Annotated in this window: 21 protein-coding genes; 14 read left to right on the forward strand and 7 right to left on the reverse strand. The window is 61.2% G+C overall.

From position 1 onward, the window contains the following. The first annotated feature begins 72 nt into the window (after positions 1 to 72). Positions 73 to 753, forward strand: coding sequence for an isonitrile hydratase (inhA, locus tag AACY52_RS24305; protein WP_339439447.1), 681 nt, complete (start codon positions 73 to 75; stop codon positions 751 to 753). A 14-nt stretch (positions 754 to 767) separates the two neighbouring features. On the opposite strand, the gene AACY52_RS24310 is transcribed toward inhA, so the two are convergent. Further along, complete coding sequence (locus tag AACY52_RS24310; protein WP_339493525.1) at positions 768 to 1397, reverse strand: LysE family translocator; 630 nt, start codon at positions 1395 to 1397, stop codon at positions 768 to 770. Between the two features lie 669 nt (positions 1398 to 2066). Here AACY52_RS24310 and AACY52_RS24315 point away from each other — a divergent pair. From AACY52_RS24315 to AACY52_RS24370, 12 genes are read left to right on the forward strand one after another with little or no spacing between them, the layout of a single operon-like run. Further along, on the forward strand, positions 2067 to 3506 hold the full coding sequence (locus tag AACY52_RS24315; protein ID WP_339421110.1) for an undecaprenyl-phosphate glucose phosphotransferase: 1440 nt from the start codon (positions 2067 to 2069) through the stop codon (positions 3504 to 3506). Next, a complete protein-coding gene (locus AACY52_RS24320; protein WP_339421112.1) occupies positions 3506 to 4966 on the forward strand; it encodes a mannose-1-phosphate guanylyltransferase/mannose-6-phosphate isomerase in 1461 nt (486 codons plus the stop codon). Before AACY52_RS24315 ends, AACY52_RS24320 begins: the two co-directional genes overlap by 1 nt. A gap of 1 nt (position 4967) precedes the next feature. Further along, a complete protein-coding gene (locus tag AACY52_RS24325; protein ID WP_339439445.1) occupies positions 4968 to 5879 on the forward strand; it encodes a glycosyltransferase in 912 nt (303 codons plus the stop codon). Between the two features lie 29 nt (positions 5880 to 5908). Beyond that, on the forward strand, positions 5909 to 6685 hold the full coding sequence (locus AACY52_RS24330) for a polysaccharide biosynthesis/export family protein (RefSeq protein WP_339421116.1): 777 nt from the start codon (positions 5909 to 5911) through the stop codon (positions 6683 to 6685). A gap of 15 nt (positions 6686 to 6700) precedes the next feature. Then, the gene (locus AACY52_RS24335) at positions 6701 to 8692 is read left to right on the forward strand and encodes an exopolysaccharide transport family protein (RefSeq protein WP_339421117.1); all 1992 of its coding nucleotides are present in this window, start codon (positions 6701 to 6703) and stop codon (positions 8690 to 8692) included. Then, a complete protein-coding gene (locus AACY52_RS24340) occupies positions 8692 to 9882 on the forward strand; it encodes a glycosyltransferase (RefSeq protein WP_339421119.1) in 1191 nt (396 codons plus the stop codon). The genes AACY52_RS24335 and AACY52_RS24340 overlap by 1 nt, the downstream gene beginning before the upstream one ends. Further along, positions 9872 to 11200: a cellulase family glycosylhydrolase gene (locus AACY52_RS24345; RefSeq protein ID WP_339421120.1), complete on the forward strand. Its 1329-nt coding sequence runs from the start codon at positions 9872 to 9874 to the stop codon at positions 11198 to 11200. Before AACY52_RS24340 ends, AACY52_RS24345 begins: the two co-directional genes overlap by 11 nt. 8 nt (positions 11201 to 11208) lie before the next feature. After that, positions 11209 to 12426, forward strand: coding sequence for a glycosyltransferase family 4 protein (locus AACY52_RS24350; protein ID WP_339421121.1), 1218 nt, complete (start codon positions 11209 to 11211; stop codon positions 12424 to 12426). Continuing rightward, positions 12417 to 13520, forward strand: a complete 1104-nt coding sequence (locus tag AACY52_RS24355; RefSeq protein ID WP_339560857.1) for a glycosyltransferase family 1 protein — start codon at positions 12417 to 12419, stop codon at positions 13518 to 13520. The genes AACY52_RS24350 and AACY52_RS24355 overlap by 10 nt, the downstream gene beginning before the upstream one ends. A gap of 2 nt (positions 13521 to 13522) precedes the next feature. Further along, complete coding sequence (locus tag AACY52_RS24360; RefSeq protein ID WP_339421135.1) at positions 13523 to 14950, forward strand: O-antigen ligase family protein; 1428 nt, start codon at positions 13523 to 13525, stop codon at positions 14948 to 14950. Then, entirely contained in the window at positions 14950 to 16353 is a 1404-nt protein-coding gene (locus AACY52_RS24365; RefSeq protein ID WP_339560858.1) for a murein biosynthesis integral membrane protein MurJ, read from the forward strand. Before AACY52_RS24360 ends, AACY52_RS24365 begins: the two co-directional genes overlap by 1 nt. Before the next feature lie 22 nt (positions 16354 to 16375). Continuing rightward, positions 16376 to 17431, forward strand: a complete 1056-nt coding sequence (locus AACY52_RS24370) for an acyltransferase family protein (protein WP_339439440.1) — start codon at positions 16376 to 16378, stop codon at positions 17429 to 17431. Between the two features lie 150 nt (positions 17432 to 17581). Here the strand turns inward: AACY52_RS24370 and AACY52_RS24375 are convergent, their stop codons facing one another. From AACY52_RS24375 to AACY52_RS24395, 5 genes are all read right to left on the reverse strand, one after another. Continuing rightward, the gene (locus AACY52_RS24375; RefSeq protein WP_339421126.1) at positions 17582 to 18163 is read right to left on the reverse strand and encodes a DUF4174 domain-containing protein; all 582 of its coding nucleotides are present in this window, start codon (positions 18161 to 18163) and stop codon (positions 17582 to 17584) included. Positions 18164 to 18327: 164 nt separating this feature from the next. After that, entirely contained in the window at positions 18328 to 18960 is a 633-nt protein-coding gene (locus tag AACY52_RS24380) for a glutathione S-transferase (protein WP_339560859.1), read from the reverse strand. Between the two features lie 66 nt (positions 18961 to 19026). After that, the gene (locus tag AACY52_RS24385) at positions 19027 to 21384 is read right to left on the reverse strand and encodes a DNA polymerase II (RefSeq protein WP_339560860.1); all 2358 of its coding nucleotides are present in this window, start codon (positions 21382 to 21384) and stop codon (positions 19027 to 19029) included. 105 nt (positions 21385 to 21489) lie between these two features. Further along, entirely contained in the window at positions 21490 to 21954 is a 465-nt protein-coding gene (locus AACY52_RS24390) for an SRPBCC family protein (protein ID WP_339439436.1), read from the reverse strand. Positions 21955 to 22033: 79 nt separating this feature from the next. Next, complete coding sequence (locus AACY52_RS24395) at positions 22034 to 22270, reverse strand: hypothetical protein (RefSeq protein WP_339421130.1); 237 nt, start codon at positions 22268 to 22270, stop codon at positions 22034 to 22036. Between the two features lie 385 nt (positions 22271 to 22655). On the opposite strand from AACY52_RS24395, the gene AACY52_RS24405 reads away from it, so the two are divergent. Next, positions 22656 to 23057 (forward strand): GFA family protein, encoded by a 402-nt coding sequence (locus AACY52_RS24405; protein WP_339421131.1) that lies wholly within the window; start codon positions 22656 to 22658, stop codon positions 23055 to 23057. 1 nt (position 23058) lies between these two features. Here AACY52_RS24405 and mrdA read toward each other — a convergent pair whose 3' ends face one another. Further along, the gene (gene mrdA, locus AACY52_RS24410) at positions 23059 to 24951 is read right to left on the reverse strand and encodes a penicillin-binding protein 2 (protein ID WP_339428132.1); all 1893 of its coding nucleotides are present in this window, start codon (positions 24949 to 24951) and stop codon (positions 23059 to 23061) included. Positions 24952 to 25274: the final 323 nt, after the last annotated feature.

Raw genomic sequence — 25274 nt, forward strand, 5'->3', positions numbered from 1 at the left:
GCTCAATGGCGTATTCGCCAAAGCCTAGGCCTCTAGAGTGAAGCCGTCCACCCTTTTGACGGAGCGCTATTCATGACCTTGCAGATCGGCTTTGTGTTGTTCCCCGGTATCCAACAACTGGATCTGACCGGCCCCTATGACGTACTCGGTTCGCTGCCGGACGTGAAGTTGCACCTGGTGTGGAAAGACCTGCAACCGGTCACCTCGAGCACCGGCCTGGTGTTCACCCCGACCATGACTTATGCCGACTGCCCGCGCCTGGATGTGGTCTGCGTACCGGGCGGCTCCGGCGTCGGCGCGTTGATGGAAGACCCGCTCACCCTGGACTTCCTCAAGGCCCAGGCGCAAACCGCACGCTATGTGACCTCGGTGTGCACCGGCTCGCTGGTACTGGGCGCGGCGGGTTTGCTGCGCGGGCGCAGGGCAACGACTCACTGGGCTTACCACGACCTGCTCGCCCCGCTCGGCGCGACCCCGGTGCAAGAGCGCGTGGTGCGTGATGGCAACCTGTTCACCGGTGGCGGCATCACCGCCGGCATCGACTTCGCCCTGACCCTGGCGGCCGAGTTGTACAGCGACGCGGCGGCGCAACTGGTGCAGTTGCAGATTGAATATGCGCCAGCGCCACCGTTCGACGCAGGCCGACCGGACACTGCGCCCAAGCACGTGTTGGAGGAAGCCAACAAGCGCACGGCCGAATCGCGCAGAGTTCGCGGCGAGATCGTCGCACGCGCAGTTGCACGCCTGGGCTGACATCGTGCGTTGAATCAGCTTGGGCGAGACATCAGCGCCAGGCGCACGGCCAGCACCATCAGCACCGTCGCCAAACCCCATTTCTGTAGCCAGGCGCCTTTTGAGCGCCTGGCGAAGAATCGGCTCAGCGCACCACCAAAAATGCCCAGCACCGCATGAAACACCCCAGCGATTAACGTCAGCACACCCCCGAGCACCATCAACTGCACGGCAATTGACCCCCCCTGCGGCCGTATAAACTGCGGCAAAAACACCACGAAAAACAGCAATGCCTTGGGGTTGAGCAGGCTGTTGAACATGGCCTGCAGAAACACTCGTCCAAGGGGCACGTGATTGACCTGGGCCGCGCCCAGCCCTGGATTTTTCTGCAACGTCTTGACCACCAGCCACAGCAGGTAGACCACTCCCGCATAGCGGATCAAATCGAAGGATGGCGGCCAACTGGCGACCAACGCCGTCACCCCCGTGGCGGTCAATGCGGTCAGCAACAGGTCGGCCACGCTGATACCCAAGGCTGATGCCACTCCCCCGCGCCAGCCATGAGTCACGCCGTGGCTGATCACAAAGGCCATGTTCGGCCCAGGCGATAACAGCAGCAACAGCACAGCACCCGAAAAAACCGCCAGGGTTGCAAGGTCAATCATGCTCAAGCCATCCACCGGAAAAGCCTGCAGACTAATCGGCGTACCGTGTGCGAACAAAAAATTGTGATGGATACATTGTTTCTGGTAATCGCGAATGGCCGCACGCTCGTGGTGTGAATACCCGCTGGACACCGCACTGTCGAAATGGAACGTAGGCGTAGCTTCTGCGGCAATTTCCAGGGTGAACCGCGTCATTTTTTTGATTAGTTTGAAAGGTAACTTCTGAGCGGGCGCAAACCCGATGGGCAGGGCACTTAGTGCGCCCTGCCACCTCTCTTTTGTCCCTCTTTCCCAGCGCACTGCAAAAAAGCTTTTTCCTTAAAGCAGGAAAAATTCCTTATTTGTTCCTACACTCAAAAACATACCCAATCACCTAGTGCCCAGACAAGGAATGTCAATAAAATGCCACTAAAAATAATGATAGAACTCTCTAGTATGGGGGCCTCGCATAACAGTCAACTTATTGACTAAGCAAATAAAGGGAAAACGCCTTTAGTCACTACCCCGCAAAATCAATTCAAATGAATCGCTGTGTTTGGAGGGTGCATTTGAATTGGAAAGTTGCGTATTACCCAGTGCAGTCAGTTCGAGCTGAACGCTAAAGCGGCCCGCTGCTTTATTGAGCGAACAGTCGAACAGTGCCGCTTGGCGTGCAATGAGGGATGGTTTATGCGAGAGAAGTCGTCAGTCGACAGCTTGTTTTTAACGCGTGCTGGTTTTGTTGAATTCTTTGTTGTCTTCGTCAAATTGATCCACGGCCTGTCGGCCATTTTGCCTCCACTGGTCCTGGTGCTTTTCCTCGACCCGATTGACCCTGAACTGCGCGCTCATTTCGTGGGCATGTTGGTGTTTTTCGCGGTCCTGACCATTATTCTCTTTCAGGCCCTGGGCATATATTCCGAAGAATTGTTCAGCAACCGGCTGCGCTTGAAAACCAAGATCAAAGCCTGGTCGGCGGCGTTTTGCATTCTGTTGTTCATGTACCAGATCCTGCACATGTTCCCGCAATTAACCCCGCGTAACCTGGCGACGTGGTATGTCGCCAGCCTGACGTTGTTCTGCCTGGAGCGCCTGGTGATGTTGCGCCTTTATCGCAGGCTGATGCGGGCTGGCAAATACCTGCAACGCACGGTGATCCTGGGCTTTACCGACACCGCTGTGCACGTCGCCGATCACCTGCAGCGCCACGGCGATATCCGTTCCGGCCTGGTCGGTTTTATCGACGACCGCACCGAGCGCATTCCCAAGGAGCTGAGCAAGCTGCCCCTGCTGGGCAATACCCGCGACCTCGAAAAACTGATCCGTGCCGAGCAGGTCAACCAAGTGATGATCTGCCTGCCCTGGGCCGCCGAGCAGCGCATCCACGGCTTGGTCAACCGCCTGCGGCAGCTGTCGGTGAACGTCATGCTGGTGCCGGACATGGCGGCCCTGCGCTACGGCCACAGCAAAATCACCGATGTGGGCGGCATCCTAATGTTCAACACCTCGCAGTTGCCATTGCGCGGCTGGTCGCCAGTGATCAAGCGCTGTGAGGATTTCCTGCTGGCCAGCCTGGCGTTGGTGTGCCTGTCACCGCTGATGGTGGCGACAGCGATTGCGATCAAGCTCGACTCCAAGGGCCCAGTGCTGTTTCGCCAGAACCGCTATGGCTACAACGACAACGAAATCCGCGTGTTCAAGTTCCGCTCGATGTACACCGACCAGAGCGACTTCACCGCCGAGCGCCAAACGACGCGCACAGACCCGCGCATCACGCGCGTGGGCCGCATCATCCGCAAGACCAGCATTGACGAGCTGCCGCAACTGTTCAATGTGCTGCTGGGAAACATGTCCATGGTCGGCCCGCGCCCGCACGCCACGGCGACCAAGGCGGCGGGCGTGCCCTTCGAAGTGGCGGTCAGCGAATACAGCTCGCGTCACCGAGTCAAGCCCGGTATCACCGGCTGGGCGCAGATCAACGGTTACCGGGGGGAGACCGACACCCTGTTCAAGATCCAGAAACGCGTCGAGTACGACCTGGAGTACATCTCCAAGTGGTCGGTGTGGTTTGACCTGTACATCGTCTTCATGACGATCCCGGCCGTCCTTTCCACCAAGGAAGTCTATTGATGAACACCCTCAACGGATTGATTCCCTGCATCATTTCCGGTGGTTCGGGCACGCGGCTGTGGCCGGTGTCCCGGCAGAACATGCCCAAGCCGTTCATGCGCATGCGCGATGGCATAAGCCTGCTGCAGAAAACCTTTCAGCGGGCGGCCAAACTGCCCGGCGTGGAAAGCGTGTTGACGGTGACCAACCGCGACCTGCTGTTCCGCACCCTGGATGACTACCGCCTGGTCAACAAGGCTCACCTGCCCCTGGACCTGCTTCTGGAGCCGTTCGGGCGTAATACGGCAGCGGCAATTGCGGTGGCGGCGTTGCACGTACAGGAACATTTTGGCGGCGACGCGCAGTTGTTGGTCATGCCCGCCGACCATTTGATCCTCAATGAAGTGGCGTTTGCCGAGGCCGTGACCCAGGCCCGCGACCTGGCCGAAGCCGGTTACCTGGTGACGTTTGGTATCCAGCCGGATCACCCGGAAACCGGCTTTGGCTACATTGAACAGGGTGAGCCGCTGAGCACGGGCAACCGGGTCAAACGCTTCGTCGAAAAACCCGACCTGGTCATCGCCCAGGGCTATCTCGACGGCGGCAAGCACCTGTGGAACGCCGGCATGTTCTGCTTCAAGGCCAGCACCCTGGTGGACGAACTCGCCACCCATGCGCCCGACGTGCTGGAAGCCGCCCGCACCGCGCTGGACCATAGCCAGAGCCTGCAAAACAAAACCTCGCGCCAGTGTGAGCTGGACTCGGAGGCCTTCGGCAGCGCGCCAGATATTTCCATCGACGTGGCCTTGATGGAAAAGTCCAAGCAAGTCGCCGTGGTGCCCTGCGACATCGGCTGGAGCGATATCGGCTCGTGGGAAGCCCTGCGCCAGCTCACCCCCAGCGACGCGCATGGCAACCAGGTCAATGGCGAAGCGATTTTGCATGACGTGCACAACTGCTACATCGACTCGCCCAAGCGCGTACTCGGCGCGGTAGGCGTGCGCGACCTGATTATCGTCGACACGCCCGACGCGCTGCTGATCGCCGACGCCCACCGTAGCCAGGATGTGCGCTACATCGTCGCCGAACTCAAGCGCCAGAACCATCCGGCGTACAGCCTGCACCGCACCGTCACCCGGCCGTGGGGTACCTACACCGTGCTGGAGGAAAGCAGCCGCTTCAAGATCAAACGCATCGTGGTCAAGCCGCAGGCGTCGCTGTCACTGCAGATGCACCACCACCGCAGCGAACACTGGGTGGTGGTCAGCGGCGCAGCGCAGATCACCAACGGCGAGCGCGAATTCCTGATCAACGCCAACGAGTCCACCTACATCCCCGCCGGGAATAAACACCGGCTGACCAACCCCGGCATTATCGACCTGGTGATGATCGAGGTGCAGAGCGGCGAGTACCTGGGCGAAGACGACATCGTGCGCTTCGACGACATCTACGGGCGCGCCCCGGCTGAAGTGAAAAAATGACATGCGTACGTCTCTGATCATCCCGACCCGTAACGCCTCCAGCCACTTGGCACGCCTGCTGCCGGCGCTGGAGATGCAAACCCTGCAACCTGACGAGTTGCTGGTGGTGGACAGCGCGTCCAGCGACGACACCGTGGCGCGCTTTCGCGCGTTCGGTGCACGGGTTGAGGTGATCGACGCGCGTGATTTCAACCATGGCGGTACGCGGCGCTGGGCCAGCGAACAGGTGGGCGGTGAGGCGCTGATCGTGATGACCCAGGACGCGATCCCCGCCACCCCCGAGACCTTCGCCAACCTGCTCGCCGAATTGCAGCAGGACCCGCTCAATGGCGTGGCCTACGGGCGCCAGCTGCCTCACCCCGATGCCGGTGTGTTGGGCGCGCAATCGCGGCACTTCAACTATCCGGAACAGAGCCGCAGCAAAAGCCTGGCCGATGCAGCGGAATTAGGGATCAAGACCTGCTTCAGCTCCGACTCGTTTTCCGTGTACCGGCGCAGCGTGCTGGAGGCGGTGGGCGGTTTCCCGGCAGACGTGATCGGCAGCGAAGACGCCTTCGTGGCCGCACGCATGCTGCTCGAAGGCTACAAGGTGCGCTACGCCGCCACGGCGCTGGTGCACCACTCCCACGATTACAAACTCATGGATGAGTTTCACCGCTACTTCGACATTGGCGTGTTCTACGGCCGCGAGCCGTGGATCAAGCAGGCCTTTGGCGATGCGGGTGGCGAAGGCAAGCGCTATGTGCTGGCTGAACTCAGGGCCTTGCGCAAGGCCCGAGCCTTGCACCGCATTCCCGAAGTGCTGGTACGCAGCGCGTTCAAATTGCTCGGCTACCGGCTGGGCCATCTGGAGCGCCGTCTCCCCCTCTCCCTAAAGCGGCGCATCAGCATGTTTCCCGGTTATTGGAGGTGAGCATCATGACCTACAGGAAGTCCCCCTTGATGAAACGAACCCTGCTCGTGCTCGCCCTGCTGACTGCGGCAGGCTGTAACACGCCTGCGCGCATTGTGCCGCCGGACGGCAAGACCGTCGAAGAAGGCAAGCGCGCCCTCGAGCAGCTTGCACAGCTACCGCCGGCGATGGAACGTATCCGCATCGGCGACCAGCTGCGCATCGTGCGCGATGCCGGTGAGATGCCGACGCTGTCAGCGTTCAACGTCAGCACCATCTATGAGCTGACGCTATACACAGTGCAGACCGACGGCAAGATCAACTACCCGTTCCTGGGGCCGATCCAAGTGGCCGGGCGCCAGCCTTCGGAATTGGCCACGGAGCTGACCACCAAGCTCGCGCCGATCTACCGCGAACCGCGCGTGACCGTAAACATCAACCAGGCACCGGCCAGCTCGATCATCGTCGGCGGCGCGGTGAACAACCCGACGGCAGTGCAGATTGCCACGGCCAACACCCTTGAGCAGGCAATCATCGGTGCCGGCGGGGTCAGCCCGGCGGGCAATGCCAGCATGGTCGCCCTGCTGCGTGAAGACGCACAGGGTGCCTATCGCGCCTACTTCCTGGACTTCAGCCAACTGCTCAAGACCGGCCCCAACGGGCGCAAGCCTGTTCGCCTGCAACGCGGCGATGTGGTGTTCGTGCCCAAATCCAACGTGGGCGAGCGCATCCAAGGGGTGGATACCTACCTGAACCAACTAATCCCCTTCACCAAGTCCATTGGGGTTGGCTACAACTACACACGAACCAGCGGCGGCAGTAACTAAAGGAGCGACATCCCTATGATCGAGATCCGTTCTTTTCGTGATCTTCTGCGTCTGTTCTTCATTTTCCGGCGCGAGTTCAAACTGGCGGCGATTGCCGCGCTGGTGATCATCCTGCTGGGGGCTTTCTTGCTGCCGGCCAAGTACGAATCCACTGCGCGCCTGCTGGTCAAGCCTGGGCGGGATTCGACCCTGCCCATCGAGATCAGTAACCGCCAGGCGCTGGTGATGCCCAGCACGCAGCGAGACCCGATTGTCGACGAAGAACGCCTGCTCACCGGTCGCCCGATCGTGCGCGCGGTGGCGGAGCACTACCTGGAAGTGATCGACAACGCGCCACCGCCGGAAGGCTTCTGGAAGCGCACCAAGTACTACGTCAAGAGCGGCCTGGGTGCGGTATTCGATGGCCTGCGCGTGGTGCTGGAAACCGTTGGCGTGGTTGAAAAGACTACCCCGGTTGAACGCCTGGCCGTCAGCCTGGAGAAGAACTTTGAAGTGAGCCACGCCGCCGGCTCGACGGTGATGGATATCAGCTTCAAGTGGGGCGACCCGGAGATCGCCCAGGCGGTGGTCAAGGATTGGGTCGAAACCTATATCAACGAACGCACCCAGGCCTTGGGGCGCAAGAGCCTGTACGCCTTTTATGAAGGCCAGGCGGCCAACAGCGCGACCGAGATCAAGAGCTACAAGCAACAGATCCTCACGCACCTCAACGAGATCGGCGCAGCGAGCATCACCGATCGCCTGGAAGACTTGTCCGAGCGCATCAACGTGCTGCGCGGCGAGACCTTCAACACTACGCGGCTGATCGCCTCGTCCGACAGCGCAATCCAGAGCACACGCAAGCAACTCAAGAGCCAGCCGAAGGAAGTCACCACGGTGCGCCAGATCGCTCTGAACCCGCAGCAGCAGGACTTACGTCGCCTGCTTAACCAGAAGCTGCTGGAAAAGGCCGACATGATGCGCACGTACACGGACAATGCGCCGCCGGTCAAAGCCCTGGACGCGTCGATTCGTGCCATGCAGGTCCAGGTCGCCAGCGAAAGCAACACCGTTCAAGCCTCGGAAAACCGTGCGCCGAACACCCTGGAAATCCACTTACAGCGCGTGCTGCTGGATGAAACCAGTAACAACCTGGCGCTGCGCACGCAGCTGGTTCAACAGCAGAAACAATTGGTGAACCTGGAAGCGCAGCGCAAGCAAGCCCTGGAGATAGAACCGGAGCTGGCCCGCCTCTCCCGAGAGCTGAACACCACAGAGCGCAATTACGCGTTGTACGTGGATAACCTGGAAAAATCGCGCATCGACCGTGAGCTGGACAACAGCCAGATCAGCAACATTGCCGTGATCGAAGAAGCAACCCTGAACCCAGGCCGCATCTTCCCGAAAACCCTGGTGATGCTAATCCTGGCGATCCCGTTTGCGATCGTCGTCGGCTTGCTGGTGATCTACCTGTGCTACCTGCTCGACCAGCGTATTCACGACGGTGGCCTGGTGGAGCGCAAGTTCGGCCTGCCGCTGTGGACCACCCTGCCCGAGCTGGACACCACCACCGCGCAAAGCGCCAACGCGTTCAATGCGAGCATCTACCGGCTATACAGCTTGCTGCAGCCCGACCGTATCGCCGAGAAGGGCCTGACACTCGGGCTGACCTCAGCGCGTCACGGCGAGGGGGTGACCTTTGTGGTCGAGCAACTGCGCCAGTTGCTGGCCGAAAACGGCATCGATGTGCGGGTCGGCGGGCTTGAAGCGGCGGCGCCCGGCGAGGTGGTGCTGCTGGATGCCTCGGCGTTGCTGGCTAACCGCGATGCGTTTGTGACCCTGCGCTGCGCCGACCTGATCGCGCTGGTGGTGGAGGCGCGCAAAAGTACCGTGCCGGTGGTGGAGCATGCGCTGTCGATTCTCAACACGGCGTTCGGCAAGGTGGACGGCATCATCATCAACCGGCGCAAGTTCGAAGTGCCGAGCAAGGTGCTGCAGACCATTGGCAAATACCGGGGAGCGTTCTGATGCGTATCGCCCTGCTCGCGCCCTTGCCGCCGGAAAAAAACGGCATCGCCGACTACGCGAACCATTTCCGTACGGCGCTGGAACAACTCGGTGTGACGGTGCTGACGCCGCTGGCCGGGGTGGCGGGCAACTCCAAAGCGATAGAGCAGGCCGTCGCCGGCTTCGATTGGCAAACCGTCGACTTGGTGCACGCCGAGCTGGGCGGCGGGCGGCTGGGGGAGTTCCTGGCCCTGCGCGAGCTGCGCAAGGCTTACCCGCAACTGCCACTGACCGCCACCGTGCATGACCCGGAACGCTTGGTGTGGCGGCGTGAGCATCTGCCGTTCCCTTTGAGCCTGCTGGAGCGTTTGCCCAGCCCGTTACCCCAAGCGGCCGTGGTGCTGGCCGACCCGCTGACGTTGCGCGAAGAACGCCAGGTCGCCAAAGGGTTGACCCGGCTGGTGACCCTCACCCGCCTGGGTGCCAAGTGCTTGAGCCAGCGCATGCAATTGCCCGCCGCCAAAGTGGCGGTGATCAACCATGCCAACCTGGCGATTACACCGGCACCGCTGCCATCGCTGGACACGCTGCACCTGCTGTACTTCGGCTTCATCTACCGCGGCAAAGGCATCGAAGACCTGGTGCAGGCCCTGGCGGATGTGTTCAAACACGCCCCCGAATTACGCGATCGCGTGCGCCTGACCCTGGCCGGCGGCACTGCCCCGGAGATGGCATTTGGCGCGGGCGGTAATTACCTGGCGCAACTGAACGCGCAGATCGCGTCACTGGGCCTGACCGCGTCCATCGACTGGCGGCTGAACCTGCCCGCCGATGAAATTGCCCATACCATCCAGGCCCACCATGCGATGGTGCTGCCGTACCGCGAATCGAAAAAACTTGGCCTGCTCGGGCGCCAGCGCGGCACCAGTGGGGCGTTGTCCTGGGCGACCGCCTGCGGGCGCGGCGCGATCACCTCCGATGCGCGCGCGTTTGCCGAGGAAGTCGCCAGTGGCAACGGCGCCATTTACCCAGAGGGTGATGTGGCTGCCCTCGGCGAACAACTGTTGCGCCTGGCACGCACGCCGCTGCTGGCGCGGGATTGGGCCGAGCGCGCCGGGGAAATTGGTCGCGAACGGTTGTGGCCGTTGACGGCGCAGAAATTTGTCACGCTGTTTGGCGAGGCCATCGTCGGAGCCCGCCATGTCGCGTAAACGCACTTACCTGGTCACCCTGGCGGTAGTCGCCGCCCTGGGCCTCAGCGCGTTTTTGTGGGGGCGCCAGGCCGATGCCGAGAACCCTGTGCTCAAGGGCAGCAAAGTCGTGGTGTGGAAGGATTTCCTGGGGGTGAACGCGCAATTCCTGTGGTTCAGCCCGGTGCGTTACCAGATGCAGATCGACCGCCTAAAGGCCCTGGGCCTGGAATGGGTGCGCCTGGACCTGCACTGGGATCAGCTTGAACCCGCCGAGAACCAGTACCAGGTCGCAACCCTGGATCAGTTGGTCGGCAAGTTGCAGGACAACCAGCTCAAGTCGGTGTTCTACCTGGTCGGCTCGGCGCCCTTCGCTACGACCGCGCCAGCCGGGGCGCCGTATCAGGATCAGTACCCGCCCAAGGATCCGAACGTGTTCGCCAATCGCATGGCGCTGTTGGCCCAGCGTTATCCCAGTGTGGATGCCTGGCAGGTGTGGAATGAGCCGAACCTGCTGGGCTTCTGGCGCCCGGTAGCGGACCCGGCCGGTTATGCCGCCCTTTTGACGGCCACCGCCAATGCCTTGCGCACCGTGAACCCGAACACACCGGTGGTGGCCGCTGGTATGGCGTTCTTCAGCGAAATGCCTAATGGGCAGACCATGCTCGCGGCCCTCGGTGCGCTGGGTGTAGCCAGCTTGAACACGGTAATTTCCTACCACCCCTACACCCAACTGCCTGAAGGCAACGATCCGGCGAACCTGGACTTCATCGCCAAGACCACCCAACTCAACCAGGCCTTGCGCAACGGCGGTGTACAAACCCTGTGGAGCACCGAGTGGGGCTGGTCGACTTACCACGGGCCAAAAGACGCCCAGGACATCATCACGCTACAAGCCCAGGCCGATTACATCGTGCGGCGTGTGGCGCTGATGAGCGCGATGGATTACGACAAAATCTTCCTGTTCACCCTCAGCGACCTCGACCAGCGCGCCAGCGTGCGCGACCAGTCGTATGGCCTGCTCGATATCGACGCCAACCCCAAGCCCGCCTACACCGCGCTGAAAAACTTCCTCGACGTCAGCGGGCCGCAACTCACGCCGGGCGATCCACCGGTTGCCGACCAGTTGCCCGGCGGTTTGTTCAGCATCGGCTGGACCCGTGCGGACGGGCGCAAGCTGTGGTTTTTCTGGTCTGCCCAAGGCGGCAACGCGCATTTGCCGGGCCTGGCCAGCGCCACCCTGTACGACCCGTTGCGCGGCACCCAGACCCCGGTGAGCGGCACCAACGGCCTGACTGTACCGGTCAAGTCGAACCTGCAAATTCTGCTATGGGATTGAGGCCTGCGATGCGCATTTTATGGATCCTGCCCTACTCACCCTGGCCCGCCACCAGCGGCGGCAAGACGCGCCAGTTTCACCTGCTGCGCAGCCTGGCCGCGCGCGGGCATCGGATCACCTTGCTGCTGCATGACAAGCACCCGGTGTCGCTCACAGACCGCAAAGTGCTGGAAGCATTTCTCGAACAACTGATCATCCTGCCGCGCCGCCCACTGCGCAGTGTGAAGACCCTCGTGGCCGGGCTGTTTGCACCCTACCCGCTGCTGGCCAGTGTGAATGGCCTGTCGAATGAACTGCAGGAAACCTTCAACGGGTTGTTGGATGACCACTGGGACGTGGTGCAGATTGAGCACAGCTACAGCTTCCAGCCTTACGAGGACGCGCTGGCGCGTAAATCCCAGCCGTTCGTGCTGACCGAACACAATGTCGAGTCGGCCCTCGGCGCGGCCACCTATGACCGCTTGCCGGGCTGGGCGCTGCCCTTCATTCGCTACGATCAATGGCGCTACACGCGCTGGGAGCGTCGTGTGATGCGCCAGGCCACGCAGGTAGTGGCGGTGACTGACAGCGACGCACAGACCCTGACCAAGATCGCCGGCAAACCGGTGTCGGTGGTGGTCAATGGCGTGGATTGCGATCACTTCGCGGTGGCCCATCCCGATCCATCGGCACGCCGCGTGCTGTTCCTGGGCAATTACGAATACGCCCCCAATGTGGACGCTATCGAGTGGGCGCTGGATGAGATCCTGCCCAAGGTCTGGGAACGCTGCCCGCAGGCACGCATGAGCGTGTGTGGTTTCGGCATGCCAGCCAGCTGGCGCGAGCGCTGGCAGGACCCACGCATTGAGTGGCAAGGTTTTGTGCCTAACCTGATAGACCTGCAATCGAGTTGCTCGGTTTTTCTTGCGCCGTTGCGCCATGGCGGCGGTTCCAAACTCAAGGTGCTTGAAGCCTTGGCCGCCGGCCTGCCGCTGGCAAGTACCGAGCAAGGTGTCTCGGGGCTCGACCTGATAGAAGGCCTGGACTACCTAGGCGGCCAAACCGCCGCGAGCCTGGCAGACGCCGTGGTGCGTCTGCTGCAGTTCCCCGACGCCGCCGGGCCCATGGGTGAAGCGGGCCGCGCGTATGTGCGTCGCGCCCATGACTGGAGCGTCGCCGCCAGCCAGCTAGAGCAGGTGTACGCGAGCCTTTCGCCGTTGAATCAAAAGGAGCCCGCATGCGTGTAGGCCTGGATTACCGCACCGTCGGCACTTCGCCGCAATCGGGCATCAGCCGCCAGGTGTACGCGCTGGAAAGCGCCCTGCACAGCCTGCCGGGCATTGAGCTTGAGCGGTTTACCGTGGCGCCCCTGGGCGATGAAACCCGTTTGCAGGCCCACTGCCCAGCCTGGGGCTGCGCGAAGACCGCCATGCACCAGCCGCAGAATCGCCTGCGTTTCGAGGCCGGTTTTCTACCGCGCGCGTTGCGTGAGCAGCCTATCGATCTGTACATCAGCACCTTTAACATGGGCCTGCCGTTGCCGCCCAAGCCGAAAGGATTGCGTACCGTGGTGCTGCTGCATGACCTGTTTCAGATCACCTTGGACAACTACCACGCCAACCGTTTGAAGGCGCTGATCTACAAGACCAGCGATCGCCTGTCGATTGCCTACGCGGTGCACAGCGCCGACCGGGTGTGGACGCCGTCGCAGTACAGCGCCGACGAAACCGCGCGGTTGTTTCCCAAGTCGGCGGGCAAGATTCGCGTGCTGCCCAACCAGGTCGACGGTTTTTCCGAACTGGCGGCGGACCTCAGCGCCCGCCAACTCCCCGAGCGCTACTGGCTGCTGGTGGGCACCCGCGAGCTGCGCAAAAACGTGCCATTCCTGGTGGAGGCCTGGCAGAAAGCGCGACGCCAATCCCCTGCCGTGCCGGATTTGGTGCTGGTGGGCAGCCTCGACCATTTGCCCGAAGCCCTGCGTGCCCTACCGGGTATTCGCGCGCTGAGTGGCGTGTCGGATGCCGAATTGCACTCGCTGTACCGCCGGGCATTACGCTTGTGGCAACCTTCGTATGCCGAGGGCTTTGGTCTGCCTGTGATCGAAGCCCTGAGCGTGGGCACCCCGGTGGCGGTGGCCAGCGGTACGTCGCTGGATGAAATCACCCCGCCGTCGGCACCGCGCTTCTCGCCCACCGATGGCCCGGCGCTGACGCAGTTGATGGTCAGCCTGGGCGAGCGCGCCAATGAGGAATCGCCCGAGCAACGGCGCCAGTGGGCGGAGCGCTTCAACCATCACGCCTATCGCCGGCGCCTGGGCGAACTGATTGAGGAGCTGAAGTGAAAATAAATTTAACCAGCCTCTTCGCGATCCTCTTCGGCCTGCTGTTTGGCGCCCTCGCGCTGCTGCTGTCACCGGCCAAGGCGTTCCTCGCCGTGATCGGCCTGGCCGGGGCCGTTACCATCCTGCGCTTTCCGTTCTGGGGCTTGTTGCTGTTTGCCCTGATCGCCACGTTCATGCCGTACTCCACGGTCAACCTGGGCATTCGCAGTACCGTCAGCGAAGCCATCCTGGCGCTGACATGGGGCGCGGTGCTGTGGCACAACTTCCTGGCGCGCCTGCCCGACACACCGAGCCTCTCCCGCCGGCCTACCGACCAGATGCTGCTGTGGCTGATGCTGTTCAGTGTGTTCCCGTTTATCGTCGGCCAAGTCACCATCCACGCCGACACCAGCGGCGTGGCCAACTGGTTGCGCTGGTTGTTGAGCCTGTCGGCGGTATTCCTCTGCGCTAAATTGCTGGTGGATCACAAGCACCGCGAATCGCTGGTAATCGCCCTGCTGCTGGGCAGCCTGGCGATGCTGGTGCTGTCGATTGCAGTGTTTGTGCGCACGCGATCCGCGGCCGGCATTGCGCCGATCCTGGGGCTGTTCAACTATGCCAACTTCGACATGTTGAAGTTCGGCCTGGAGGCCATGTCTTCGCGCATGGGCTCGCCGTGGATGCACCCGAATGCCATCGGCGGGATCATGGCGTTGCTGCTGCCCCTGGCCTTCTGTTTTGGCATGACCGAGCAAGGCTGGAAGCGCGCGCTTGGCCTGAGCGTGGCGTGCCTGGGCGCGGCGGCGCTGCTGTTGGCCAGCAGCCGCGGTGCGATGGTCAGCCTGGCATTGGTGCTGATGTGGATGGCCACGCGCCGGGTGCCCTACACCGGTCGCCTGCTGATGATCGGTGCGGCGCTGACGGTGGCGTTGGTGATGGCTTATCCACCGTTGCAGGAGCGCCTGGCGACGATCTTTTCGTCGGATAACGCCAGTACCGAAGTGCGTTTCGACGAGTACCGCATGTTCCCGCAGGCGGTGGGGTCCTACCCGTTCGGTATTGGCTTCAAGGTGGATCCACCGGTACCGGGCACTCAGTTGCTGGGCATCTCGAACCTGTGGCTGAACTTCGTCTACAAGACCGGCATCGTCGGCATGCTGTTTTTTGTGGCGGTGACGGTGCGCTGGTGGCGTGAAGCGCGCCCGGACAGCGGCCCGATCCGCCTGACGAAAGACAATGCGCTATGGCTGGGCACCACCGCCGGGATTCTCTCGGCGCTGGTCAGCGGCCTGTTCGACCACTACTTCAGCTTTGCGGTGGTGATGGTCGCGCTGTTCTGGCTGATGGTGGGGATCAATGTGCTGGAGGCCCGCCGACTGTTTCCGGCGCGCCTGCCACAGGTAAAAAGCGTGGCGTTGCGCAAACCGCTGATTGATGGTGCGCAACCCTGATGCTGGGCTCCGCGGTCTGGCTGACCCTGGCGACGCTGCTGGGCTTGTGCCTGGGCTTCGCCCGCGAATGGTTGCTGGTGGCGGCCTGGGGTGCGAGTGAGCGCAGTGATGCGTTCCTGATCGCGCTGTTTTTGCCGGAGGCGCTGCGCATGTCTCTGGCTGGCGGTGTGCTGAGCGCCGCTGCGCTGCCGCTTTATCTCGCGCGCAAAGACGACGAGCGGCAGGGCTGGTTGACGGAGTTGTTTCCGACGTTGCTGCTGATCGCGCTGGTCATCAGCCTGCTGCTGACGCTGTGGGCGCCGTGGCTGGTGCAACTGCTTGGGCCGGGCTTGGCGGCCAGTGCGACGGCTTTGGCGAGCAGCAACTTGCAGATTGTCGCGTGGTGCGTGCCGGGGCTGATGCTGCATGCACTGTTCAGTATTCCGTTGCAGGCCAGCGAGCGTTTTGTGCTGGCAGGCTTGGGCTCATTGTTGTTCAATCTGCCGCCGGTGACCTACCTCGCGTTCGCGGGTACCGCCACCCAACCGCACTCCCTGGCACTGGCGTGCCTGGCCGGCAGCCTGTTGATGGCGTTGGCGCTGCTGCCGTCGATGTGGCGTCAGGGTTGGCGGCCATGGCATTGGCAATTGTCGTTGGCGCCACTACGGGAGTTGGGCCAGCGCATCGGCCCACTGTTGTTGAGCAATGGCGCCAGCCAGGGCCTGGCGCTGATCGAGCGGCTTGTGGCGTCGTTGCTGGGGGAAGGCGCGGTGACCTGGATCAACCTGGCGCGCAAGCTGATGAACCTGCCGCTGATTGCGCTTATGAGCCTCAACCAAGTACTGCTGGGCATGATGAGCCGTCGCCAGGGCGATGAACGCCTGGCCCTGCTCAAGCGCGGCCTGGAAACCGCCAGCGTGCTGACCCTGCCCGCTGGCGTTGGCCTGGTGGCGGCGGCACCGAGCCTGGTGGCGTTGCTGCTGCCCAGGCAATCGGTGGACTCGCCGTTGCCACTGTTGCTGGCCTGGTTTGCTGTGCCACTGGTGTTCGGCGCCTGGAACGCCTTGCTCGCGCGCTATGCCTATGCCGCTGGCGATACACGCCAGCCACTGCGCTGCGAATTGCTCGGTAGCTTGGTCAATGTGCTGCTGCTCGGCGCCCTGCCTTTTATGTTCGGCCTGGCCGGCATTCCTCTGGCTGCGCTGGCCGGGGTGATCTGCACCGCGTTACTGCTGATGCAGCGCCAAGCCTTGCTTGGCGCCCTGCCCTGGGCCCGGCATTGGCTGCTCAGTGCAGTGCTGATGGGCGTGGTGGCGCTGTTTCGGGTTGAAGGCGTGTGGCTGCAACTGGGGCTGAGCACCCTGACCGGCGCGGTGGTGTTGCTCGGGATGGGGCTGTGGCTGAAGCCGTGGCGCAAGGCATGAACGATCAATCGGGACAACTCAGATGAAACATCGCTGGATTCAAATGGATATTGCCAAGGGTATCGGCATCCTGGTGATCGTATTTGCCCACAGCTGGTTCGTCGCCACCTCGCCGGACTTGCTGTACCCGGTGCTGGCGTCGTTTATTTTGCCGTTGTTCTTCTTTTTGTCGGGGGTGTTCTTCAAGCCTGAACAACCGTTCGTGGAGATGGCGGTGCGCAAGGCCGATGGCCTGCTCAAGCCGTTTCTCTTCACCATGCTCACCTATGTGGTCGTGCGCAGCATTCTGCGCGGCCAGCCGCTGCTACCGGATGTGGGTGGCGTGCTGTATGCCTCGGTGGACACCCTCCCGTGGCAGGCGCTGTGGTTTCTGCCGCACTTCTGGGTGGCGATCCTGTTCAGTTGGGTGATGCTGCGGTTGATCCAGCGCTTGAAGCTGTCGCTGTGGTTGAGCCTCGCGCTGGTGGCACTGCAATTGATCCTAGGCGCCTGGATGCTGCCGTGGTTCTGGCAACTGCCGGTCACCTTCGGCGAGCATACGTGGGTGCTGCCCGGCCTGCCGTTTAGCCTGGATATCACGCTGATCAGCAGCACTTACTTCATTGTCGGCTACCTGTTGCGCGATTGGTTGCGCCGGCACTCGGGTTCCTGGCTGACGCTGTTGATCTCGATCGCGCTGTTCGCCCTGGTGTTCACCTTCACCTGGGACACCATGGACCTGGCACAGCGACGCTACGACCATTGGTTCTGGACCACACTGCCGGCCGCGATCGGCGTTTATGCCTGCTGGGCGCTGGCGCGGGTGCTGATGGTCTCGGCCTGGGTCACCCGGGCCATGACCTACATCGGCCAGAACACCTTGATCCTGCTGATCTTCCACGGCGAGATCCAGCACAAGTCCTTCGACCTGATGGAGCGCTTGGGGCTGCCTGCACTGCCGGCGGCGTGCGTGGGGTTTGTGGTGGCGGTGGTGGTGCCGTTATTGATCGGGGAAGTGATCAAGCGGGTGGCGTTTTTGCGGTTTCTCTACTTTCCGTTTCCAGTGCGTAAGGCGACCGGGGAGAAGGCGGCAACGTAAGGAACACTTGAAGATGCGCAGCATTGGTATCTACACATCTCGAGAGCAACCTGTGTGAGCGGGCTTGCCCCGCCCCCTACAGGGTTGTGCAGATACTTATAGCCATCGCGGGCAAGACGGACGACGGACGCCCACAAAGGGTTATGTATTTCAGTCGTCGAGTTGTTGCGAAGCTGGCTTACTGCCGTGCTTGGCCGGTTTGGCACCCTTGGTCGGCGCAGCAGCGGGTGCTGCTGGTTCAGGCTCTGCGGCCGCGGCAGCTTCTTTTTCCGCCATCGGCATTTGGTCAATAGCCGCGAAAAACTCCTTCAAGTCGAGGGTATCCGGTGGCACGGTCTTCTCGACTTTCTTCTCACCGTCCTTGCCCACCAGGATCACTTTAGTGCCACTGCCGGCGCCCAGTTTGAGGGCACGAATCAGCGCATTGGTTTCGGGCGGCGTGAGCTTTTTGTTGTCCTTTGGGTCCTTGGCGAACTTCTCCCCTTCGGCACCAATGCTGCCGAATTTCACGGTGTAGAACACCATGCTGCGCTCTTCAAAGGACTGCTTGGTCGCAGGCTCGTCCAACTGTTTCTTTAGGGTCGCCAAGGTGTCGTTGCCAGCATCAAGCTCCACCACCACCAGCGGCCGGGCTTTGCCCAAGTCCTGCTTGAGCGGGTTGATATCATCAGCAGCCAACAGCGGCCCCGTTAAAGCCATCAAGGTAGCCAGGGTCAGCGACCGGATGAGCATGCGCACCTCCTTTGAATTCCATGCAGGGTTCTTGAGTTTCATGTCTGCGACAGTCAAATTCAAGGATGATTCCTACATCACCTTAATAAAGCGTAGGTCAGGACGCCCGCTACGCAAGGGTTTGGTGGGTTCAACTGTCATTGTTTCCACTGATTGCGGAAACTTCATGAGACCTTCCACTCCGGCCAATGCCTCGCCAATACGGGGGCGACGATGGGGTCGGCATCCACTTGCGCCAGACTCTGGGCAAAGCTCGGCGCCAGCCCGTTCAATGCGTCCCGTGCCTCGTCCCAGCGCGACACCGCTGCGGCCATCAAGCCCAGTGCATTCGGAGTGTGGTTCGGGCCAAACAAATGCCCGGCAAACTGATCGGCAAATACCACCCAGGCCTGGTGCAGGTAGCGCCGGGTGCCCGTAACAAGCTGCGCCTGCACCGTTTCGTTGACGTCGCCGATCCAGCGTTGGGGGTAATCGATAATGCCGATCGCCGAATAGCAATTGGCCGCGATATACACCAGGCCGCGAATGATCTGCGCACGGTTGCCGGCCAGCAGGTCGGAGCCGGGAAACTCCAGGCCCAGATGGATCAGGATCGCTGCGCTTTCCGTCAGCACCTGGCCGTCGGGGGTTACCAGGGTGGGCACCTGTTTGAGCGGGTTGATACGGGCCAGTTCCGCACTGCCCTCACCTTCCGCCCAGGAGGCCGCGTCTACCCTTCGCCACGGCACCGCACATCGTTGCAGGGCGATTTCAATCATGCAGGAACCGGATTCGTCGATGCCGTAGAGCGTGTACATGGGCCTGTCCTCCTAGCGGTGCCTGCGCCCAAGAGTGCAAGTAACCACGGAGTCGAATCAAGTGTTTTAAAACAAGCCCATTTGCCCGCCGACCAGCGTGCTGAAATCGTCATTCACAAACGGCAGGATAGCGTCGGCCACCGGCTGCAATTGCCGGGTGACGTAGTGGTCGTAGTCGATGGGTGCTTGCCGCACTTCGAGGGGTTCCGGGCCGTTGACGCTGATCACGTAGCTGATCCAGCCACCGCGCTGGTATTGACGGGGGCGGTTCAGCCGGTCGTTGTATTCGTCCGCCAGGCGCGCAGCACGCACATGCGGCGGCACGTTGCGCTCGTAATCGTCCAGCCGTCGGCGCAGGCGTTTGCGGTAGATCAGCAACTCATCGAATTCGCCGCTCAGGGTACGGCGCACGTAGTCGCGTATGTAGTCCTGGTGGGGCTGGCGATGGAAGATGCGCTGGTACAGCTCCTGCTGGAATCGGCGGGCCAGGGGCGACCAGTCGCTGCGCACGGTTTCCAGGCCTTTGTAGACCATTTCTTCGCTGCCATCGCTACGCACGACAAGGCCCGCGTAGCGCTTCTTGCTGCCCTCCTCCGCGCCACGAATGGTCGGCATGAGGAAGCGCGTGAAGTGGGTTTCGTATTGCAGTTCCAGGGCGCTTTGCAGGCCGAACGCCGTTAGCAGGTGCTCGCGCCACCAGTCGTTGACGTGCAGTACCAACGCCCGTCCAATGCGGCTGGCCTCTTCCTGAGAATGCGCGCTGCCGAGCCAGACGAAGGTGGAGTCGGTGTCGCCGTAGATCACCTCATAGCCTTGGGCTTCGACCAGTTCGCGGGTCTGGCGCATGATCTGGTGACCGCGCAGGGTGATTGACGAAGCGAGCCGTGTATCGAAGAAACGGCAGCCGCTGGAACCGAGTACGCCGTAGAAGGCGTTCATGATGATTTTCAGGGCCTGGGACAGCGGCGCATTGTGTTCGCGCTTGGCCACTTCGCGGCCTTCGGAGACCCGCGCGACGATTGAGGGCAGGCAGTGCCGGGTGCGGGAAAAACGCGCGCCGCGAAAGCCTTCCACCGACGCACTGTCATCGGGGTACTTGAGGCCTTCGATCAGGCCCACCGGGTCGATCAGGAAACTGCGGATGATCGATGGGTAGAGGCTTTTGTAATCGAGTACCAGCACCGATTCGTAGAGACCGGGGCGCGAGTCCATGACAAACCCGCCGGGGCTGGCCTGGGGCGGTTTGTCGCCCAGGTTTGGCGCGACAAAGCCCTGGCGGTGCATCAACGGCATATACAAATGGGTGAACGCGGCGACAGAGCCACCGTTGCGGTCAGCCGGCAACCCGGTGACGCTGGCGCGCTCCAACAAGAACTTGAGCAGCTCAGTCTTCTTGAAAATCCGCGTGACCAGCTCGCAGTCCTTGAGGTTGTAGCGTGCCAGGGCGGGCTTGTCCTCGGCGAACATGCGGTTGATTTCGTCCATGCGCTGGTACGGCGTGGAGATGTCCTTGCCCTCGCCCAACAGGGTTTGCGCGACGTTTTCCAGGCTGAAGGATTCGAAGCTCCAGGTGGCCGAGCGCAGGGCCTCGATGCCATCGATGATCAGCCGCCCCGCCGCCGCCGCGAAGTAGTGATTACGGCTACCGTGTTCGCGCCAGGCCATCGGCTCTTCGCCACGCCCAAGCATCAGCGGCACGTTGAGGCGCTGGGCGTGTTCGTGGAGGACACGCAGGTCGAACTGCACCACGTTCCAACCGATGATCGCATCGGGGTCGTGCTGGGCAAGCCATTGGTTGAGTCGTTCGAGCAATTGCGCGCGGGTGTCGCTGTAGTCGAGCTTGAAGTCCACTGCGTCGGTGTTGTTCGGCGGGCCGAGCATGTACACCTGGCGCTCGCCGCAGCCTTCGAGGGCGATGGAATAGAGATCCCCCTCGGCGGTAGTCTCGATGTCGAGGGACACCAGTTTCAGCGGCGGGCGGTAGTCGGGCGCGGGTTTCATCTGCGCGTCGCAGAGCACGCCGTTTGCGTCGGGAGTGCCACCGAACCACACCGGTGCGGTGATGAAACGCTCCATCATGTAGCGCTCGGGTGGGCGCACGTCACCTTCGTAGACATCCACACCGGCAGCGCGCAGGCGTTTTTCCACGTCCATCGCCTGGCGGTGCTGGCGGGTGTAAAGACCCAGGACCGGGCGGTGATGGAAATCGCACAACTGCAACGGGCGCAATTCGATGTCGCGCTCACCCTTGAGCAGCCAATCCAGCGGCTTGCGATGGGCTTCGGGGATAAACATCACCGAGGTCTGCACGGGGAGGCGGATAAACCTAGGGCCGTGGTCGGTCGCCAGCCAGAAGCTCACCTCCGTGCCCGCCGGGGTATCACGCCAATGCCGGGTCAGGACAAAACCCTGCTGTAAATCCACCGTAACGCACCTCAGGAATCGCTTTCAGGGCGTGATTCTACTCGGCATCGCACGAGTGCGGCACGTTAACGCTCATGACGGCTGCCCCAACAATCATGATGCTGTTTAGGGCCCAGCCTGGCTCAGATAGGTTTCGATGTTGCTCATCTGTTCGTCCCAGCCACGGGAATTCATTTTGAAGGCTTTTTGCCGCCTCGCCTCAGGCACTGCGTCAAAACCCGATTCGACCACCCGTAGCAGAATGCCCGGAGCACGGTCTTCAATGGTGAACTCCACCAACGTCGGGGTCTCCTGGTCATAGTCGACGCCCTCTTCTACCGCGAACGGATGCCACCAGAAAGAGAACAGTGTTTGCGGCAGGATGCGTTCGATTTTCACCTTCCAGATCACATGTTCGTAACCTGGGTAGGTGATAGGCGCTTCAACGGTTTGCCCCGCGACAAACGCCTTGCCCGTGAGTGCAATCCGAAACCATCGGCCGAATTGTTCGGCGTCTGTCAGTGCTTCCCACACCTGTTTACGTGGAGCATTGAGCAGTACTTTTCGTTCTATGCGGTCCAATACGTGCATACGTCACCTCCTGCATTGACAGTAGGCGACATCGACTAATGCGCAACCTTTCGGTCACGCATTGGTGTTGCTACTTACTTCAGAATTTCCATTTGGCGTTGACCATCGCATTGCGCGGATCGCCGTAGGAACCTGAGTTGAATGTGCCCATGCCGTCGTAATATTTTTTGTCGAACAGGTTGTTGACGTTCGCCGTGAGACTCGCGGGAGGTATAGCCGCCGAACACGTTCCAGCCTGCGGCCAATTCACCGGAAATCTCAGTTTCGACACCGCGCGTGGTGGTGCCAGCGATGGCCTGGAGGTAGGCGTGCTCAAGGGCTTTTCGGCGAAAGCTGTATCATCACGCGCTTGGCAATCGTCACAAGAAAGTGCCGGGCCTCCTTCAAGTCAGCGGCCACCGGCTTCGCGCGCTCGGCCAGCAACAAACGGATAAGGTGTCTTGAGCCAGGTCTGCAGCCTGATGGGAACAACCCAGGCGCGCAGGTAACCAACTGACCAATCAGCGGGGGTGGCCACTGTAGAGTTGGCCAATAGGTTCGTGGGTAGGATGAGGCCCAGCGGACAACGGCATAGTGATATTGCGTAAGAATGAGAACGCTTCGCAATTTAGCACTAAGGCAAATGGCTTGTATGACAGTGATGCGCAACGCGGCGGCAAAAGGTAGATTCTCCCACCTCCCCCCCCCTGAGGTGACGCACCATGACTGAACAGCTCCATGGAAGTTGTTTCTGCAAAGCCGTGCAGTATCAGCTAGACAGCTTGGATATGCCCGTCAGTCACTGCCATTGTTACAGCTGCCGCAAGGTGCATGCGGCGGCCTTTGTGGCGACGGCCGGCGTGATGCGCGAACACTTTCGCTGGACGCGGGGCGTGGAGCTGCTGGCGTCTTTCGAATCTTCGCCAGGCAAACTCAGGCATTTCTGCTCGCGCTGTGGCTCGCATCTGATGGCAGAGCGTGTGCATCAACCCCATGTCATTGTGCGGGTGGCGACGCTGGATGATGATCCGGGTGTCACGGCCACCGCGCATATCTGGACAGCCCATGACGTGCCCTGGCTTACCTACCAAGGCGTAGAGCAATGGGACGAATGGCAAGTATGATTTAAACCTTTGGGTCGCCAGGCGCCTTAGTCGGCGTCGCATATTGCGGTTTCAGGTGGCCTTCCTGATCGAGCAACCAGGCATCCATAATCTGACGTACTACCGGCCCCGCGACGCGGCCTCCGGCCTCGCCGTTTTCGATCATCACCGAGATCACGATTTTCGGATGCTCCGCCGGAGCGAAACCAACGAACAAGGCGTTGTCACGGTGGCGCTCCTGGGTCTTTTCGCGGTTGTAACGCTCACCCTGCTTGATCGCCACGACTTGCGCTGTACCACTCTTGCCGGCAATGCGGTATTGCGCGCCTTGTGCCGCCGCGCGTGCAATACCGCGTGGATCGTGCATGACCAGTTGCATGCCGTGGTTGACCTGCTCCCAATCGCGCGGGTCCTTAAGGACCACGTTAGGCATCGGATTTTCATCCACGGGCGGCACGCCGTTGATGGTCTTGGCCAGATGCGGTCGGTTCCACACACCTTTATTGGCGATCAAAGCAGTGGCCTGGGCCAGTTGCAACGGCGTGACTTGCATATAGCCCTGGCCGATGCCGAGGATCACGGTTTCGCCCGGGAACCACGGCTGACGCCGGGTGGCGCGCTTCCAGGCCTGGGATGGCATCAGGCCAGCTGACTCTTCGAACATATCCAGCGACACTTTCTGGCCCAGGCCGAATTCCGCCAAGTAGTCATGCAGGCGGTCAATGCCCAGCTTGTGGGCCAGTTCGTAAAAGTAGGTGTCGTTGGAGCGCATGATGGCGGCGTCCATGTCTACCCAGCCGTCGCCGCTGTGGTTCCAATTGCGGTATTTGTGGTCAAAATCCGGCAGTTGGTAGTAACCGGGGTCGAAGACACGGGTTTGCGGCGTGACGACACCGCTGTCGAGGCCGGCAATGGCGACTTCAGGCTTGATGGTCGAGCCCGGCGCGTAAAGTCCTCTAAGGACGCGGTTGAACAGTGGCCGGTCGATGGAGTCATGCAACGCGGCATATTCCTTGAAGCTGATGCCGGTGACGAACAGGTTTGGGTCGAAACTCGGCTTGCTGACCATGGCCAGCACTTCCCCGGTTTGCGGGTCGAGGGCAACCACCGAGCCACGGCGATTACCGAGGGCTTCTTCCGCCGCTTCCTGAAGGTGCACGTCGAGGCTCAGCACAATGTTTTTGCCCGGGATCGGATCCGTGTGTTTGAGTACGCGAAGTACGCGGCCCTGAGCATTGGTCTCGACTTCTTCATAGCCTACGTGACCATGCAGCTCGGACTCGTAGAAGCGCTCGATACCGGTCTTGCCGATGGATTGCGTACCGCGATACTCCACAGAGTCGAGGGCTTTGGATTCTTTCTCATTGATCCGCCCCACATACCCGATGGAATGGGCAAAGTGGGCGCCCAGAGGATAGTGGCGAACGAATTGCGGTTCTACGTCTACCCCAGGCAGGCGGAATTCGTTCACAGCCAGCAGCGCGATCTGTTCTTCGGTCAGCTCGTAAAACAATGTCACAGGCACGAAGGGGTGTCGTGCTTGTTTGAGCGCCTTGTCGAACACAGCACGTTCTTCGGCGGGCAGGTGCAGCAAACGAATGATGGCGTCCAGCTCACCTTTGAGGTCAGTGGTGCGCTCACGGGTGATGATCAGGTTGTAGCTGGGGCGGTTGTCGGCAAGCACCACACCATTGCGGTCATAGATCAACCCGCGCGTTGGTGTGATGGGCAACACGTGGACACGGTTGTTTTCAGAAATCGTGGAGTGATAGTCGTACTGCACCACCTGCAGAAAATACATACGGCCTACCAAGGCGCAGGTGATGCCAATCACTAACAGTGCGCAGGCGAGCAGGCGCTTGTTGACAAGGCGGTTTTCTTTTTCGTGATCTTTGATCGGTATCGGTTCAGGCATTTCTACAGCATCTCGTTAAAGAAGGTCGACGCCGCGTCCTGCGGATTAAAGATCAATCCCTGTGAAAATGTGCTGCACCATACCAAAAATGCAGAAACACTTTGTATCGTTTTACCCAACGGTATGCCGGATGAGGGATTTTTCATGGAGGCTCGGATTACGGTAAGGGGAACGGTGACAAGCCCTTCCTCCTGGGACTTTCCAACCGCCCAAAACAAAACCCCTGTTTGCGTTAGCAAACAGGGGTTTCGGAATTTAATCTTGACGATGACCTACTCTCACATGGGGAAACCCCACACTACCATCGGCGATGCATCGTTTCA

The organism is Pseudomonas sp. EA_65y_Pfl1_P113 (assembly GCF_963970525.1).
GTDB classification, from domain to species: domain Bacteria; phylum Pseudomonadota; class Gammaproteobacteria; order Pseudomonadales; family Pseudomonadaceae; genus Aquipseudomonas; species Aquipseudomonas tritici.